Source organism: Vibrio sp. Y58_MX_L22 (assembly GCF_024181865.1).
Classification (GTDB): Bacteria; Pseudomonadota; Gammaproteobacteria; order Enterobacterales; family Vibrionaceae; genus Vibrio; species Vibrio alginolyticus.
Window position 1 is genome coordinate 22,577 of sequence record NZ_JAMZAN010000017.1, and the last position, 16,043, is coordinate 38,619.

General features: G+C 45.9%; 15 protein-coding genes, 2 tRNA genes and 1 riboswitch. Of the genes, 5 read left to right on the forward strand and 12 right to left on the reverse strand.

Translation table 11 applies throughout. The annotated features are described in order from the left end of the window. Nucleotides 1-41: 41 nt before the first annotated feature. Genes NL626_RS21890 through NL626_RS21900 form a run of 3 tightly spaced genes read left to right on the forward strand, consistent with a single transcriptional unit; the run spans nt 42 to nt 2,135 of the window. Nucleotides 42-914 (forward strand): DUF692 domain-containing protein, encoded by an 873-nt coding sequence (locus tag NL626_RS21890; RefSeq protein ID WP_005378781.1) that lies wholly within the window; start codon nt 42-44, stop codon nt 912-914. Next, nucleotides 911-1,669, forward strand: coding sequence for a DNA-binding domain-containing protein (locus NL626_RS21895; protein WP_005378782.1), 759 nt, complete (start codon nt 911-913; stop codon nt 1,667-1,669). The genes NL626_RS21890 and NL626_RS21895 overlap by 4 nt, the downstream gene beginning before the upstream one ends. A gap of 10 nt (nt 1,670-1,679) precedes the next feature. Next, nucleotides 1,680-2,135 carry a DoxX family protein gene (locus NL626_RS21900; RefSeq protein ID WP_005378784.1) on the forward strand — a complete coding sequence of 152 codons (456 nt, stop codon included), beginning with the start codon at nt 1,680-1,682 and terminating at the stop codon, nt 2,133-2,135. Between the two features lie 31 nt (nt 2,136-2,166). On the opposite strand, the gene NL626_RS21905 is transcribed toward NL626_RS21900, so the two are convergent. Next, nucleotides 2,167-2,448, reverse strand: coding sequence for a hypothetical protein (locus NL626_RS21905; RefSeq protein ID WP_005378786.1), 282 nt, complete (start codon nt 2,446-2,448; stop codon nt 2,167-2,169). Nucleotides 2,449-2,539: 91 nt separating this feature from the next. Continuing rightward, nucleotides 2,540-3,733: a multidrug effflux MFS transporter gene (locus NL626_RS21910; RefSeq protein ID WP_005382927.1), complete on the reverse strand. Its 1,194-nt coding sequence runs from the start codon at nt 3,731-3,733 to the stop codon at nt 2,540-2,542. Nucleotides 3,734-3,840: 107 nt separating this feature from the next. On the opposite strand from NL626_RS21910, the gene NL626_RS21915 reads away from it, so the two are divergent. Together NL626_RS21915 and NL626_RS21920 are read left to right on the forward strand one after the other, a co-directional pair. Next, nucleotides 3,841-4,782, forward strand: a complete 942-nt coding sequence (locus tag NL626_RS21915) for a LysR family transcriptional regulator (protein WP_005378791.1) — start codon at nt 3,841-3,843, stop codon at nt 4,780-4,782. 203 nt (nt 4,783-4,985) lie between these two features. Next, a complete protein-coding gene (locus NL626_RS21920) occupies nt 4,986-6,776 on the forward strand; it encodes an aminopeptidase P family protein (RefSeq protein ID WP_253657725.1) in 1,791 nt (596 codons plus the stop codon). A 115-nt stretch (nt 6,777-6,891) separates the two neighbouring features. Here NL626_RS21920 and thiH read toward each other — a convergent pair whose 3' ends face one another. The 10 genes from thiH to NL626_RS21970 all read right to left on the reverse strand — a co-directional run bounded on the left by thiH (nt 6,892) and on the right by NL626_RS21970 (nt 15,891). Next, the gene (gene thiH / locus NL626_RS21925; protein ID WP_005386233.1) at nt 6,892-8,004 is read right to left on the reverse strand and encodes a 2-iminoacetate synthase ThiH; all 1,113 of its coding nucleotides are present in this window, start codon (nt 8,002-8,004) and stop codon (nt 6,892-6,894) included. Between the two features lie 34 nt (nt 8,005-8,038). Beyond that, a complete protein-coding gene (locus NL626_RS21930) occupies nt 8,039-8,806 on the reverse strand; it encodes a thiazole synthase (protein WP_005397059.1) in 768 nt (255 codons plus the stop codon). Between the two features lie 5 nt (nt 8,807-8,811). Continuing rightward, the gene (thiS, locus tag NL626_RS21935; RefSeq protein WP_213869006.1) at nt 8,812-9,066 is read right to left on the reverse strand and encodes a sulfur carrier protein ThiS; all 255 of its coding nucleotides are present in this window, start codon (nt 9,064-9,066) and stop codon (nt 8,812-8,814) included. A gap of 38 nt (nt 9,067-9,104) precedes the next feature. Beyond that, nucleotides 9,105-9,878, reverse strand: a complete 774-nt coding sequence (thiF, locus tag NL626_RS21940) for a thiazole biosynthesis adenylyltransferase ThiF (RefSeq protein ID WP_213869005.1) — start codon at nt 9,876-9,878, stop codon at nt 9,105-9,107. After that, entirely contained in the window at nt 9,865-11,280 is a 1,416-nt protein-coding gene (locus tag NL626_RS21945; RefSeq protein ID WP_253657726.1) for a thiamine phosphate synthase, read from the reverse strand. The genes thiF and NL626_RS21945 overlap by 14 nt, the downstream gene beginning before the upstream one ends. Next, nucleotides 11,280-13,220: a phosphomethylpyrimidine synthase ThiC gene (thiC, locus tag NL626_RS21950; RefSeq protein WP_253657727.1), complete on the reverse strand. Its 1,941-nt coding sequence runs from the start codon at nt 13,218-13,220 to the stop codon at nt 11,280-11,282. Before thiC ends, NL626_RS21945 begins: the two co-directional genes overlap by 1 nt. A 163-nt stretch (nt 13,221-13,383) precedes the next feature. After that, nucleotides 13,384-13,482: riboswitch (TPP riboswitch) on the reverse strand. Nucleotides 13,483-13,542: 60 nt separating this feature from the next. Next, a complete protein-coding gene (gene crcB / locus NL626_RS21955; protein ID WP_005378811.1) occupies nt 13,543-13,926 on the reverse strand; it encodes a fluoride efflux transporter CrcB in 384 nt (127 codons plus the stop codon). A gap of 123 nt (nt 13,927-14,049) precedes the next feature. Next, nucleotides 14,050-15,432 carry a multicopper oxidase family protein gene (locus NL626_RS21960; protein WP_253657728.1) on the reverse strand — a complete coding sequence of 461 codons (1,383 nt, stop codon included), beginning with the start codon at nt 15,430-15,432 and terminating at the stop codon, nt 14,050-14,052. Nucleotides 15,433-15,676: 244 nt separating this feature from the next. Next, a tRNA-Trp gene (locus NL626_RS21965) sits at nt 15,677-15,753 on the reverse strand. 61 nt (nt 15,754-15,814) lie between these two features. Beyond that, a tRNA-Asp gene (locus NL626_RS21970) sits at nt 15,815-15,891 on the reverse strand. Between the last annotated feature and the right edge of the window lie 152 nt (nt 15,892-16,043).

The window sequence follows — 16,043 nt, forward strand, 5'->3', positions numbered from 1 at the left end:
CGCATCCTTCTCTTCCCGCACGATTTGAAAAGGAGTTTCACGTGAAACACCACACCTTCCACGACCTTGTTGGAGTTGGATTAAGAACCCCTCACCTCGATTACTTTAGCCAATCCCAGCCTGAGTTATCTTGGTTAGAAATCCACAGTGAAAACTATTTCCAACCCAATGCAACAGAGCGCCATCAGCTACAAACGCTTCGCGAGCAATATCAAATTAGCTGCCACGGTATTGGTTTGTCGCTAGGTTCGGTGGAACGTGTTAGTCAAAAGCATCTTGCGCAACTTAAATCACTGATTGACTCAATCGACCCAATTCTTGTTTCTGACCATTTAAGTTGGAGTGAAAACGGCGGTCACTACTTTAATGACCTGCTTCCACTTCCGTATACGGAAGAAGCGCTCAACGTGTTCACTCGTAACGTGAATGAAGTGCAGGAATATTTGCAACGCGAGATCTTGATAGAGAACCCATCTAGTTATGTGAAGTTTCAACATTCGACCATCAGCGAATGGGAGTTTCTTACCGAAGTGCAAAAGCGCACTGACTGTCGTTTATTGCTCGATCTAAACAATGTTTATGTTTCGGCGTTCAACCACGGTTTTGATTGCGACACATACCTAGATGCGATTCCAGCCGACAAAGTGGATGAGATTCACTTGGCAGGTTTTACCATCAAACAACTCGACAAAGGTGAGATATGGATTGATACCCATAGCCGCCCAGTTAGTGATGAAGTTTGGCAACTGTTCGCGCAGTGGACAAAAAAACACGGTCCACGTCATACGTTGATTGAATGGGATTTGGATATCCCCGCGCCAGAAGTCTTATTAGGAGAAGCGCAGAAAGCATCGCAACTGCTGTTGCAAGGCACACTTCCAAGTGAACAAAGCGAACCAAGGAAGGCATCATGAATCTAGCCACCTTACAAAGCCAGTTTGCTAAAGCCCTGCACTATCAAGCGCTCGGTGAAGACTGCGATATTGCCAGTGATGAGTTTACCGCTGATGAACGCATACAAATTTACCGCAATAACTTTATCGTCAGCTTAAGCGAAGTGTTGTCCGCGACCTACCCGATGGTTGAAGCGCTGCTTGGTGAAGAATGCTTTGAACAGATAGCTCGCCAGCATGTTCTTTCTTACCCATTAAAAGAAGGAAATGTGGTGCATTATGGCGAAGGCTTTCAAGACACCATCATGCAGTTTAGTCAGGTGATCGCACAAGCACCTTACAGCCCTGAAGTCGCACGCTTCGAGTGGCATATCGACCTAGCTCGTCAAGCACAGTATGAGCAATCCAATGCAGCGGAATTAAAACCGCTTGCGTTACTTGGCGAAGTGAGTGAAGAGCAACAACCCGCTTTAGTCTTACACCTTAAAAAGGGCTGCCGCAGCTTTGACTCCAATTACGCAGTATTCGATCTATTTAGTGCGATTCAAACTGGGCAATTCGAACAACTTAATATCAACCAATTACAGCAAGGTGTCATCTCGATTCAAGCCAATGGAGAAGCCTTGTGTCACGCACTCGATGCCGATGTGTTCCAACTGCTGCAATGTTTAGAGCAGAAGCAGAGTTTGAGCGAAATACCTGAAGTTTTACTCGCTCATCTCAATCGCATCATGGCACTCGATATTGTTGACGGCTTTACATTGCAATCAATCTAAGGAGCACTCTATGACGGATACGGTTAAAAACTTAGTGAATCGGTACGACGATTTAATCAGTACCCTACAAGCTGGCTTTGTCCCTTTACTACTTCTCTTTTGTCGCTTGTGGGTAGCCTGGGTGTTCTTCAATTCAGGACTAATCAAAATCTCATCTTGGGATAGCACGCTGTACTTATTTGAGCTGGAATACCAAGTGCCAATCTTGCCATGGGAATTGGCGGCTTATTTAGGTACGGCTGCGGAGTTGGTTCTACCGGTGTTCTTGGCACTGGGATTGATTACCCGCCCGATGGCAGCAATGCTGTTTGTGTTCAACATCATCGCAGTGATCTCTTACCCACTGTTGTGGGAGAAAGGTTTTTATGACCACCAACTTTGGGGATTGATGATTCTTATCGTAATCGTATGGGGGCCAGGACCGCTGTCTTTGGACCACATCCTGAAAAAGAAAATGACGAGCTAAAAAAATCCCCGCATCATGCGGGGATTTTTTATTATTTATTCAAGTAAGCCAGTAGCTCTTCTGCTGAGATACCTTGCTGAGCGAGGTCTTTTGCCATCTGCTCGACTTGTTCATCTTTGCGTGACTCAATCACTTGCTGAAATTGGTACACGATATCACGCAAAATTGGCAGAGGTACTTGTTTAGCCGCACTACGAATACGCTCGGAGCTTTGATTACCCAGCTCATTAAGCAACTTGCCAAACATCACCTTTTCTGGTGAATCTTCCATTTGCTCTAGAATACGAGCCATTTCATACGTGGTTAACGACATTACTTTTTGAGTTCCGTTATGGTGTCAGGAAAAGTCTGAGTGACAAATATACACGCCTTACTTACATTGGAAAATACTAAATTACACTGATTTACGCTTTCGCAAAGCTCGAGTGCCAGTTCTTCCCTGCTTTTGTAAACAGAACGACCAACGCAGGTAATAGGACCCACATATGAATTGCGATCAAGGTTTGTGGATCCAGAGATAAGCGTTGCAGTGTACCCACCAACAAACCAGAGCCACTCATTTGGAACAATCCAAGCAGTGCAGCTGCCGTGCCCGCCTTATCACCAAACGGTTCTAACGCTTTCCCTGCCGCTGCACCCAGAATGAATGCAAAACCTACAGAAGACATGAAGATAGGTAGCATGAAAGAAAGCGCGGTATTCTGACCATTCATCACTAGCATGATCACACCTGCGAGACCCAGAGTTGAGATCCCGGTGACCAAGGTGTTGTGAGTTCCAACGCGCTCCATAAACTTAGGCGCCAGCATACATGCCGCAATGTTTATCACCGCATTTACACCAAACCAGAAAGTGAATTCATTCATCGACAGCCCCATCCCCGTCATCAATACCGACGGTGCTGAGGTAACGTAAGCAAGAATAACCGCCATCGCCATCAAGCATAATGACGCATGGAAAACAAAAGATGGTGTGCTAAGCACTGCCCAATACCGACTAAGCTTAAACACGGCTTGCTTTTCTGTTGACGGGTTAGTCTCTTTCATCATGAAAAACATCAATGATCCAGACACCACAGCAAAACCCGCCATAAAGCTAAAGTTAGCACGCCAGTCAAATTGCTGAGTTAACCAGCTACCTAGAATTGGAGCTAAAGCCGGAATGAAACAAATCGCACCGTTAAGGTAGCTGATCATTTTGCCGCTTTTTTCCGGGCCAAAGATATCGCGAACTGTTGCAAAGGCTGCTACCGATGTCGCACACGCACCTAAGCCTTGTAGCAGTCGGGAAACCAACATCCACTCAATATTTTGAGCACTCCACGCCAATAAAGCGCTCATCGCGTAAATGGTGATACCGCCCAATGCAACAGTTCGACGTCCGAGTTTATCTGCTAGGGGACCTGCGAATAGCTGACCAACACCCATAGCAAATAAGAACCAAGTGATCGTGTCTTGTGCTAGCGCATTATCGACCTGAAAAGTGGAAGCAATAAGAGGTAAAGCAGGTAGATAAATATCAATCGCTAAAGGACTGAAAAGAACCAAAAGGGTCAATAACGCCATCTGTTTTTTACTATTAGAAAACTGGCTAGACACACAACACTCCGAATTGGATAAAGAACTTTGGGTAAAGCTTAATCATCTGATGATATGAATGGAAATGATGTATAATCATGAGCATTATTCCTCAGAGGAAATTCACTGTGAACGTCGAAAAACTGGCTCGTATCGATTTAAATCTATTGGTCTGCTTTAAAGTGCTGATTGAAGAGTTAAACGTTACTCGTGCGGCCCACCGATTGTGCTTAAGCCAATCCGCCGTAAGTAAATCACTGGCTAAACTGCGCATTCAATTTGATGACCCTCTTTTCACTCGAAACTCACATGGATTAACACCTACGCCGCGCGCATTGTTTCTTAAACCGAAACTGGATCTGTTGATAAATCAGTTAGAAGTGCTGACTCAACCCGAAGAGTTTTCTCCGCAAAGCAGTGAATACCGTTTTCAAATAGCAGCGGTAGAGAGTGTCTACCCTCTCATTCTACCCCATTTCTTACCGGCGATTTTTCAACAAGCACCTGGCGTGACAATCAGCACACACCCGTGGTCGGATAATACATTTAAAATGCTTCAACGCGGCGAACTGGATTTAGGCTTAACTGGAAAAGATATCGATATAAACGATGCCAAGCTGACTCTTCAACCACCCGATGACATTTGCGAGTTGGAAATTTATCGTGATTACCAAATGTGCATCATTCGCAAAAACCACCCTGCGCTAAAACAACCTTGGAATCTGGAAGCCTATCTCGCCCTACGCCATGTACAAGTACGTTGTGATGGCAACGACCGTTGGTTGCTGGATTATCGCCTTGCAGATATTGGCGCCGACCGCGATATTGCCGTCACTGTGCCCGACTTTAACAGTGCCGCAAGTTTATGTTCATACACCGACTTTATCTTTACTGCGCCAAGCCATTTTGTGCAACTTGCGGCCAAACAGCTTGATTTGGTCGTGCTGCCACTACCGTTAGAATTCCCACCTATGGCTTACACTTTATTCTGGCACCGAGATAGAGAAAACGACCCTGCATTAGGCTGGCTACGTACGATGATCACACAAAAAACCGATCACCTTAGATAAAAACACCGCACTCAATTTGCGCTTAGCGGCTAAAATGAGTAGCTTAACTGTCGTAGTCCTTTTTGGCTCATCTATGGCCTAGTTGTACTCCGACTCTATTGAAGTGATTGCGAACCTCAATGGAATCGTAAACTGCATGAAGCAGATGGAAACAGCTCCCACACCTGAGCATGAAGGAGCGGTAATTTGAAGGAATAACACAGATGCACAACGATACCCAAAGCCGCGTGAATGCAATTCGCGAATGGCTAGCACAACATAATATTGATGCCCTACTTGTCCCTCATGAAGACGAGTACTTGGGTGAATACGTACCAGCGCACAACGAGCGTTTACATTGGCTAACTGGTTTTACTGGTTCTGCTGGTGCTGCGGTAATCACCAAAGACAAAGCCGCTATCTTTGTTGATGGTCGCTACACAGTACAAGTAACAAAGCAGGTTCCTGCTGATCTATTCGAATACCGTCACTTGATTGAAGAACCTGCACTAGATTGGATTAAAGACCATCTTGCAAATGGCGCGTCTGTGGCAATCGACCCTCGCATGCACAACGCAGCTTGGCTAGACATGGCACAAGCAAAACTTGCTGGCGCACTTGAGCTTAAGATTCTCGATAGCAACCCAATTGATGAACTGTGGCACGACCGCCCTGCTCCTGTGGTTTCTGATGTTCGCCTAATGGCAACAGAAGCAGTTGGTCAGTCAAGTGAAAGCAAACGCCAAGAAATCGCAGAGCTCGTGAAAAAAGCCGGCGCAGACAGCGCAGTTATCACAGCACTTGATTCTATCTGTTGGTTGCTCAACGTTCGTGGTCTAGATGTCTCACGTCTACCAGTTCTGCTTTCTCACGCGATTCTGCACTCAGACTCAAGCGTGGAATACTTCCTAGATCCTGCTCGCCTACCTGCTGAGTTTGACGCTCATGTTGGTGCCGGCGTGACGGTTCATCACCCAGAAGCATTGCAAGCACGACTAGAAAACCTAACTGGCAAGAATGTACTGGTTGACCCTGCGACAAGTAACGCGTGGTTTAAGCTGGTTCTTCAAAACGCTGGCGCATCTGTGGTGAGTAAAGCTGATCCATGCCTAATGCCAAAAGCAACAAAGAACGCAGTTGAAATCGCAGGCATGAAAGCATGTCATATCCGCGATGGCGTAGCGATGAGTAAGTTCCTGTCTTGGTTAGATGCTGAAGTCGCTGCTGGTAACCTGCATGATGAAGCGACACTGGCAGACAAACTGGAAGCATTTCGTAGCGAAGACCCGACACTTATGGACCTTAGCTTCGATACCATTTCAGCGGCAGGTGACAACGCGGCGATGTGTCACTACAATCACGAGAACCAACCTGAACCTGGCAAGCTAGAACTGAACACACTTTACCTAGTGGATTCAGGCGGTCAGTACCTAGATGGCACGACAGACATCACGCGTACTATTGCGATCGGTCAGCCTTCACAAGAGATGATTAAACAATTCACTCTTGCGCTAAAAGGTCACATCGGTGTTGCTCGTGCACGTTTCCCGAAAGGCACACGTGGTTACCAAATCGATACGCTAGCTCGTCAGCACCTATGGGCGGAAGGCTACGATTACGATCACGGTACTGGTCACGGTGTTGGTCACTTCCTAAGTGTTCATGAAGGTCCAGCGAGCATTTCGAAGAAGCAAATCGACGTGCCTCTAACAGAAGGCATGGTGCTATCCAACGAGCCAGGTTACTACCGTTCAGATGCGTTTGGTATCCGTATTGAGAACCTAGAGCTTGTTGTTGAAACCCCAACTAACGGTGACTTCCCTGTTCTGTCATTTGAGTCGCTAACGCGCTGTCCAATCGACAAGCGCAATATCAACGTTGATATGCTAACTCGTCCAGAACTTGCTTGGCTGAATGATTACCATCAGAAAGTATGGGATGAGATCAGCCCACTTGTTGAAGGTGATGTGAAAGAGTGGCTTCGTCAAGCAACGCTACCAGTAGCACACAGCTAGAAGCTAGAAGCTAGAAGCTAGAAAAAAGTAGAGGGTTGATGTTTTGCATCAACCCTCTTTTCTTTACTTATGTTTCACGTGAAACATAACGATGACCAGTGGCTTTATTTGCTGATTAACCAGAATACGCCGAGTGCCAATCTCGCCATACAGGATCAAAGCCTTTGGCTCGAATCATATCTTCCACAGAACCAGCACTTCGCTCATCACTGATCTCAAACTGCTCGAGTTCAACATCATCCATCGCATAACCGCCCGGCTGAGTTTTAGATGCAGCAGACATACTGGTGATACCTAACGGTAATGCATTGTCTCTGAACTTTGGTGATTCACGAGTCGATAATGACAACTCCACTTCTGGATTCAACAAACGATAAGCGCAAATCAGCTGAACAAGTTGCTTATCCGTCATGACTGATTTGGGTTGGAGCGCGCCCTTACAAGGACGTAAACGTGGGAAAGAAATTGAGTAACGAGTCTGCCAATACGTGCGCTCAAGATAGTCCAAGTGCGCTGCCACATAAAAGCAGTCGGTACGCCACTCTTCCAACCCTATCAATGCGCCAATACCGATCTTATCGATGCCCGCTTTTGCAAGACGATCGGGTGTATCCAATCGGTATTCGAAATCCATCTTATTGCCACGCAAATGGTGCTCGGCGTAAGTCGAAGGATGATACGTTTCTTGATAGACCATCACCGCATCTAAACCCAATGTCTTGAGCTCAGCGTATTCGTCTTGATCAAGTGGCTGCACTTCCATCGCCAAATAGTTAAAGCGCTTCTTAATCATCGGCACCATTTCGCGGAAGTATTTCATGCCCACTTTGGTTTCGTGTTCGCCAGTCACCAGCAATACGCTATCGAACTTCATACGTTTAATGGCTTCAACTTCTGCAGCCACCTCGTCCCGATTCAAGGTACGACGTTTGATTCTGTTCTCCATCGAGAAGCCACAATAAGTACAAGCATTGGCGCACAAGTTAGAAAGGTACAATGGAATGTAAAGCGACATGGTATTACCAAAACGCTTGCGAGTTGCCGAGTATGACAGCTGCGCCATTTGCTCTAAGTACGCTTCAGCCGCTGGTGAAATTAGCGCTTTAAAATCTTCCAAATCACGCTTGGGTTTATTCAATGCTCGCTCAACATCTTGTGCCGTTTTCGCGTAGATCGACATCGAAATGTCATCCCAATTAAGCTGCTTAAATTGTTCAACGAAGCTCATGTTTTCCTCGCTTAATAGCTAAACCAATCTAGTACTAAAGCTCATCTAGGAATGACGTCAGTGGACTCGACGCAACCGCATGAGAAACCTTACCGGCAAGTCCAGCTTCATAAGCCATACGCCCGGACTCTACCGCCAACTTAAATGCCTTCGCCATCGCAACGGGATCGCTCGAAGCTGCAATCGCTGTATTGACGAGCACGGCATCCGCGCCCATTTCCATCGCACGCGCGGCATGTGAAGGAGCACCAATACCCGCATCCACAACCACAGGAACATTAGCTTGGTCGATGATGATCTCTAGGAAATCGTGAGAAACTATCCCTTTGTTAGAACCGATCGGCGCACCTAATGGCATGACTGCAGCACAGCCTACTTCTTCCAATCGTTTACACAGAACCGGGTCAGCATGACAATAAGGAAGGACAATGAAACCCTCACGAACCAGTTGCTCAGCGGCTGCTAGTGTCTCAATTGGATCGGGCATCAAGTACTTCGGGTCTGGATGAATTTCTAGTTTTAACCAGTTAGTACCCAACGCTTCTCTCGCCAATTGTGCTGCAAACACAGCATCTTTAGCATTCTTTGCACCTGAGGTGTTCGGCAATAAGTTCACACCCGCTTGTACTAACGGCAGCAAAATATCGTCTTGTTGGTCGTTCACATCCACACGCTTCAACGCCATGGTCGCAAGTTGAGAACCCGATACTTGAATCGCTTCTGCCATTAATCGGCTGTTGGCAAACTTCCCTGTTCCCGTGAACAGTCTTGATTCGAATTGTTTATCACCAATTTTAAGCATCGACTTTAACCCCCTGCGATCGCTTGAAACAAAGAGATGCTATCTCCCTGTGAAAGAACTGTGCTAGCCCACTCACTGCGCGGCACAACATTGTTATTAATTGCAAAAACACAGCCCATTTCAGGCAGCGCAAATTGACTAATGATTTGCTGTAGATTTGACTCACTGGCAACTTGATGTGACTGGTCATTGATGACAATAGTGATCACATCTAAGTCAACAGCTGTCATTTGTGTTGTTTGTTGTTCTGATAACGTCATTGCTTCCAACTCTCTTAATTCTGCCCATTACTCGTAAACTAAATCTGAGCACACACTTGGCACTGTTTATCTTTACTTATCGCCATGGTTTGCCATTGCAGCTTCAATCCATCGAACAGGTGTAACTTGGCAGTCTCGACATGAAACTTTCCCGTCGCCAGTTTTTGAATTGCCGCTATCGCTTGGTAGTTGCCAAGTGTACCCACCACCGGACCGACGACACCGCTCTCACTGCACTTTTGCGTTTGCGGTAATTCGTCGAACGGATACAAACAGCGGTAACAGGCTGTACTCTCTGCTTCTTGTTCAATCTGCGTTTGATAATCAAAGACAGCGAATTGCCCTTGCCAACCAATTGCCGCCGCCGAGATGAGCGGCGTGTTTTGCTCGAAACAAACTTGGTTAATGAGCTGGCGCGTCGGCATGTTATCGGTGCAGTCGAGCACCACATCCGCTAGCATCACTTCAAGCTGCAGCTGTGCTTTGTCCAATCGCTTATTGAGAGCACGAATTTGAACCATAGAATTAAGGTCAGTCAGTTGCTTTACAGTCGCTTTTGTTTTCGCGACTTGGATGTCTTGCTCACGATAAATGATCTGACGTTGTAGGTTACTGCTATCAACTTCATCGTCATCGACCACAACCAATTTACCAACACCCGCTGATGCCAAGTACAAACTCGCTGCGCTCCCTAACCCACCACAACCGATGATCAGCACATGCGATTTGCTCAAGCGCTCTTGCCCACTTTCAGCAATTTCAGGCAGAGCGACTTGGCGTTGATAGCGAAGGAACTGCTTATCCGTGAGCATTCTCGCCTCTCTTGGTATCCGCCAATTCACTATTCTGATCAGTGAACGTTAGCTGTCTCTCTTTCATCAGTTGTGCAAAAAACTCGATAACGGACTGAGGTGATTCTGCCAACGTAATAGCACGCACTACTGCTAAGCTAGAAACACCTGTTTGCCAAACTTGGTCTGCATTAGATTGGTCAATGCCACCAATCGCGACCGTCGGAAAGCCAAGCACATAGTCACTACCTGCTTTGTCTTTTGCGGGACGGAAAGCAGCCTCTGTATTTGTATAAGGAATGCTATCAATCAGCTTTTGATATAGAGCCAAGCGCACCAAACCTTGTGGTTTCGATGGCATCTCTTTTGTGGTGGTTGGGAAAATATGCCCTAGCGCGATGTAACTAGGATGAATTTGTACGATGCGCAGTAGCTCATAATAACCATGAGTAGAAAGACCAAGACGAATGCCGGCTTTAGTTAGCTGAGCCAAATTCGATTCTTCTATGTCTTCTTGTCCTAGGTGGACGCCATAAGCGCCATGCTTGATTGCCAACTGCCAATAGTCATTGATGAACACTTGTGCTTGATACTGACGACCTAGCTCAATTGCTCGAATGATCTGTTGTTCTAAATCGGCTTGTTGTGGGTTCTTGATTCGCAGTTGAATAGTGTTGATGCCTAGTGGCAGTAGACGCTCAATCCAAGCAACATCATCAACGACTGGATAGAGCCCTAGACTTTGCTTAGTTAGAGTTGGAAAGCTAACGCTCTCATCTTGTGCAGACCAACCAACTTGAATACCTAGTCGGTTATCCTCCAGTACAGGTGTGGGGAAATCATCAAATTGGTCAGCCCACTGAGTAGATCGCCCCTCATCAAGGTTGTCATTCAACAGTGTTTCACGTGAAACATTCGCTTGTTGAGTTAGCATTCCTCGAGCAAGTGTTAACGCATCTTCGATAGGAAAATCGAGTACTGTCAGCGTTACTATCCAAGCAAGGTGATGTTCAGGATCGAACATTGCGTTGAATTTGGACTTAACGGAAAGCGCTCTCACTTCGTTGTTAATTGGGTGACGCCAGATATCAAGCTGAAGCACTTTCTCCTTTTCATCGGATACCTGAGTATCAGCAATACCAATATAAATCGCTTTCGACGGTTGCTTAGCACACGCTTCTACCGATAAAGAAGAGCGGTAATAGAGCACAAATGAACTCTCATGCTCAGAGTCATAACCATCAATAAGATCTGTCGTTATGTGTGTGGTCTGTTGGTCGCGAACAAGCTGAATAGATTGAGTTGGGCTCACACCCAACTCAATGTCTTCAATGCTAAAACCCTGCTCTTTCGCCAACAACAAACATTGCTGAACTAAACCTGCCAGTTCAATCAATGATGACGGAATAAGGATTTTGCTCATTAGTCACTTACCTCGGCATGTGCTGCTGGGTGGTATAGCTCGGAGCCTGACTCTCTAAATTCTTGCGATTTCTGGCGCATCCCCTCAAGAGGATCATCCAGCATTTTGATCGATATAGCTTGGTCTGCAGCAACTTGCTCAGTGTCTTTCGCATACTCTCGTACCTCTTGCGAGATCTTCATCGAGCAGAACTTTGGTCCGCACATCGAACAGAAGTGAGCAACTTTTCCAGACTCTTGAGGCAAGGTTTCGTCATGGAAAGCGCGCGCGGTATCAGGGTCGAGTGACAAGTTGAATTGGTCTTCCCAGCGGAACTCGAAGCGAGCTTTAGAAAGCGCGTTATCACGCACTTGTGCGCCTGGGTGTCCCTTCGCTAAATCAGCGGCGTGCGCAGCAAGCTTATAAGTGATCATTCCTGCTTTCACATCTTCTTTGTTTGGTAAGCCAAGATGCTCTTTCGGAGTTACGTAGCAAAGCATCGCACAGCCATACCAACCAATCATGGCTGCGCCAATGCCTGAAGTAATATGGTCGTAACCAGGAGCGACGTCTGTCGTGAGCGGACCAAGCGTGTAGAAAGGAGCTTCATGACAGTGCTCCAACTGCTCTTCCATATTCTCTTTGATCATGTGCATTGGAACATGACCAGGACCTTCGATAATCACCTGTACGTCATATTCCCACGCAATCTTGGTTAACTCACCAAGAGTACGAAGCTCTGCAAATTGCGCTTCGTCGTTAGCATCGGCAACCGAACCAGGACGCAGACCATCACCGAGAGATAGTGCGACATCATACTTAGCACAGATTTCACAGATCTCTCGGAAGTGGGTATATAAGAAGCTTTCTTGGTGATGCGCTAAACACCATTTCGCGATGATAGAGCCACCACGAGAAACGATGCCAGTAACGCGTTTTGCGGTCATTGGAACATAACGAAGTAGTAAACCGGCATGGATAGTGAAGTAGTCAACGCCCTGCTCTGCTTGCTCGATCAGAGTATCGCGCATCACTTCCCAGTTAAGGTTTTCAGCAACACCATTCACTTTCTCAAGCGCTTGGTACATTGGTACGGTACCGATCGGAACCGGACTGTTACGTAGAATCCACTCGCGAGTTTCGTGAATATTACGTCCAGTAGAGAGATCCATAACGGTATCGCCACCCCAGCGCGTTGCCCATACTAACTTCTCTACTTCTTCTTCAATCGAAGAAGTGACCGATGAGTTACCGATGTTGGCATTCACCTTGACCAAAAAATTACGGCCAATGATCATTGGTTCAGATTCTGGGTGGTTAATATTGGAAGGGATAATAGCGCGACCTTCGGCGACTTCTTTACGCACGAATTCGGCGGTAATATCTTTTGGTAGGTTCGCTCCGAAGCTTTGACCCGGATGCTGTTGATTCAGCACTTCATCGCGATACTTGGCACGCCCCATGTTTTCACGCAGCGCGATGTATTCCATTTCTGGGGTAATAATACCTTTGCGAGCATAGTGCAATTGAGTCACACAATGGCCATCTTTGGCACGTCGAATACGTGGTAGATTACCGTAACGAAGATCGTCTAGTGTTTCGTCTTCTAAGCGTTCTTTGGTGTACACCGAGCTTACTTCATCAAGTAGCTCAGTATCGGCGCGCTCTTCAATCCACCCTTCTCTCAGCTTAGGTAAGCCGTTATAGAGGTCTATGGTGTGCTCTGGATCTGTGTATACACCCGACGTATCGTAAACGCGTACTGGCTCATTAGGTTCGAATATAGGCGCTTCTTTTGTGCCTCCAATAAGGCTATCAGCAAGTGATATCTCACGCATTGGCACACGAATATCTGGACGTGAGCCTTCTACGTAGACTTTGCTTGAATTGGGGTACGGTTGTACCGAGAGTGTATCAATGAACTGTTTTGCTTCCAGTCTCGCTTGTTTGCGACTCGACATAGCATTTTTCCTTGCTTTGTTATACTAGATAAAAAGTAATTGGATAAAAATGCTTGGCGGATAGATGCGACAAGAGGAGTCAAATTAAGGCTAGTTAAAGCTTACGATATTTGCCTGTAACAACATTCGACTTTTGATAGATCAACCAGAAAGAACTCCGGTGTGAATATCTTCTCTTGTTCCCTTCGCAGATTCTAATCTGATCAGGTTCAACGGATCCCGAATTAACGGTCTCAGCCTTATGGCACTCCGACAAGTGATGTCAGTATATAAAAACGGCTTGGTGAAACCAAGCCGACCTGTTCAATTTTTAACTACTTTGCTAGCTGCGCATCAATAATTGAAAGCCTATCCACGCAGCTGAAATACTTAACACGACATTCAACAATACGTTCAACCCCATCTTAAAGAAAGCGCCCTGCTGCATAAGCAACACATTATCCATCGAGAAGGTGGAAAACGTCGTTAGTGCCCCTAAAAAACCCAAGCCAATCACTTGTCGCCAAGGTTCCGTTGCCAAAAGTTCATTATCGAAAGCTGCTATCAATAAGCCCATCATAAATGAGCCAACAACGTTAACGGTTAACGTACCATATGGAAAACCACGCCCCAATAAAATGACACAAAGTTCAGAAATTAAGTAACGAGAACATGCACCAAATGCACCACCCAATGCAATAAAACCCAAAACGGATAGTTGTCCCATAATTCCCCCAGAAAAGTTAATGGCGACATTGTAATCAAATTTACGGCAATAGTGATTATACAATCTTAGAATTCAGCAAAGTATAGCGCTTAAAACTTATCAAGATTTAAAAAGTTACAGGAGTCACTTTACTTCAATATAACCCATCAACCCCGTCTTCATGTGTTCGATCACATGACAATGGTACATCCAACGTCCAGGGTTATCTGCAACAAATGCCGCTTTCGCACTGCCGTTTTTTCCAAGCAAGACCGTATCGGTATGAAACGGTTCGTCGAGTTTTTTTCCATCTAACTCAAGAACCGTAAATGTGTGTCCATGAAGGTGAATAGGATGATGATATTGGGTGACGTTCTTTAGGTTGAAGATATAGGTTTTTCCCATCTCCAATGTTGAAAGGGGCGGCGGAATATTATCTTTGCTCATTCCCTCCCAAGCCCGTTTGTTCATCAGCCAGAATTTAGGTATCGCTTTGCCCGATTTATCAGCAGGAGTGATCGCGCCCTCCCACTCAAACACATAATCGATTTGCTCTGCATTTTTCAAATCGAGAGCTGGCACAGGGTTGAGAGGTAATAAAGGCAGTTTCTGGTTGTTCGGCAGGTCAGACTCAACAACGTCAAACTCGCACAAAGGGAATGGGAAGCGTCCTTTCATTTGACGCACATAAACACGTTTTCCAACCTTCGGAGCAATCAATCCGATATCTAACCTCATTCCTGGACCAATTTTGTGCTGAGTGAGCTTATAAGGCGTTTTAACAGGATTACCATCTATAGCAATAACCCAAGCCTCTGCCCCTTCTATAGCGATCGGGTAAGTAATGGTGTTATCGACATTAGCAATTCTTAATCGCGTGGTAGCATTCTGCTTCAGCGTATAAACAGGTTCATGCACACCATTGACGCTACTCCACTCTCCGGGAGTCCCCATACGAGCGCTCAAGCGCGGTACCATAAGGTTCTTCCACTGACCTTGTTTGTCTAAATGCCAATGCTTTAGAACTATTTCCTGTTCTTCATCAAATAGAACAGGCTCAGCCTCTTCAACGATAATTAGCCCAACTAAGCCCTTACCAAGCTGCTTCACACTATTCATATGTGGGTGATACCAAAATGTGCCCGCATCTGGTGGTGTAAATTCATAAACGAATGTTTCACCCGGCATGATAGGTAACTGGCTTAAGAAAGGTACACCATCCATTTCAATAGGGATTCGCAAGCCATGCCAGTGGATTGTAGTCGGCTCTGAAAGCTTGTTAGTAAACCGAATTATAACTCTCTCGCCTTGGCGACAACGAATCGTAGGCGCTGGAATCGAACCATTAAATGCGAGTACGTCTGTGTTAAACCCAGGGACCAATTCTGCAGTAGAAGGCTCTGCAGTAATATCGTATATATATTGCCCCTGCTTATTGGTGCTCCTAGATAGAGAACATGCAGGTAGAACGGTAAGCGCGGAGATTGCTAAGGATGATTGAAGAAAGCGTCGACGAGATATATCCATACATAGTTACTCATTAATCCAGATCGGTTGAGTGTAACTAAATATAAATAGTGATTCCCCTTTATTATTAAAATTTCGGGCCAATGATCATTACAGCTAACTGTAGTTTCGTTCGTTCAGTAGATTAAATGCTGCCAAAGTACAGCAGAAAGCCATACTTACGGGATAAGAGTAGAAATAAGCTGTAATAATGAGAAGAAACCAGATACAAAAAAGGCTCTGACCTAAGTCAGAGCCTGATATATGGCAGGGGTGGAGAGATTCGAACTCCCAACACGCGGATTTGGAATCCGCTGCTCTGCCAATTGGAGCTACACCCCTATAGAATTTTCATATTCTAGATTTGACAAAACCTCGCATAAGCGAGGTTGTCGATATTAAGTGGCGGAGTGGACGGGACTCGAACCCGCGACCCCCGGCGTGACAGGCCGGTATTCTAACCAACTGAACTACCACTCCGCAGTGGTATCACTCGCTTTAATAAGCAAGCGTCCGCTTTTGTCTTCACTTTTCGAAAAAGTGAAAATAAAACTAAAGCCTGGCGATGTCCTACTCTCACATGGGGAAGCCCCACACTACCATCGGCGCTATTTCGTTTCACTTCTGAGTTC

Coding starts and splice junctions, on each gene's coding strand:
- NL626_RS21920 (WP_253657725.1), top strand. CDS start 4,986: ATGCACAACGATACCCAAAGCCGCGTGAATGCAATTCGCGAATGGCTA.
- thiH (WP_005386233.1), bottom strand. CDS start 8,004: ATGAGCTTCGTTGAACAATTTAAGCAGCTTAATTGGGATGACATTTCG.
- NL626_RS21960 (WP_253657728.1), bottom strand. CDS start 15,432: ATGGATATATCTCGTCGACGCTTTCTTCAATCATCCTTAGCAATCTCC.
- NL626_RS21930 (WP_005397059.1), bottom strand. CDS start 8,806: ATGCTTAAAATTGGTGATAAACAATTCGAATCAAGACTGTTCACGGGA.
- thiS (WP_213869006.1), bottom strand. CDS start 9,066: ATGACGTTATCAGAACAACAAACAACACAAATGACAGCTGTTGACTTA.
- thiC (WP_253657727.1), bottom strand. CDS start 13,220: ATGTCGAGTCGCAAACAAGCGAGACTGGAAGCAAAACAGTTCATTGAT.
- crcB (WP_005378811.1), bottom strand. CDS start 13,926: ATGGGACAACTATCCGTTTTGGGTTTTATTGCATTGGGTGGTGCATTT.
- NL626_RS21905 (WP_005378786.1), bottom strand. CDS start 2,448: ATGTCGTTAACCACGTATGAAATGGCTCGTATTCTAGAGCAAATGGAA.
- NL626_RS21900 (WP_005378784.1), top strand. CDS start 1,680: ATGACGGATACGGTTAAAAACTTAGTGAATCGGTACGACGATTTAATC.
- thiF (WP_213869005.1), bottom strand. CDS start 9,878: ATGCTCACGGATAAGCAGTTCCTTCGCTATCAACGCCAAGTCGCTCTG.
- NL626_RS21895 (WP_005378782.1), top strand. CDS start 911: ATGAATCTAGCCACCTTACAAAGCCAGTTTGCTAAAGCCCTGCACTAT.
- NL626_RS21945 (WP_253657726.1), bottom strand. CDS start 11,280: ATGAGCAAAATCCTTATTCCGTCATCATTGATTGAACTGGCAGGTTTA.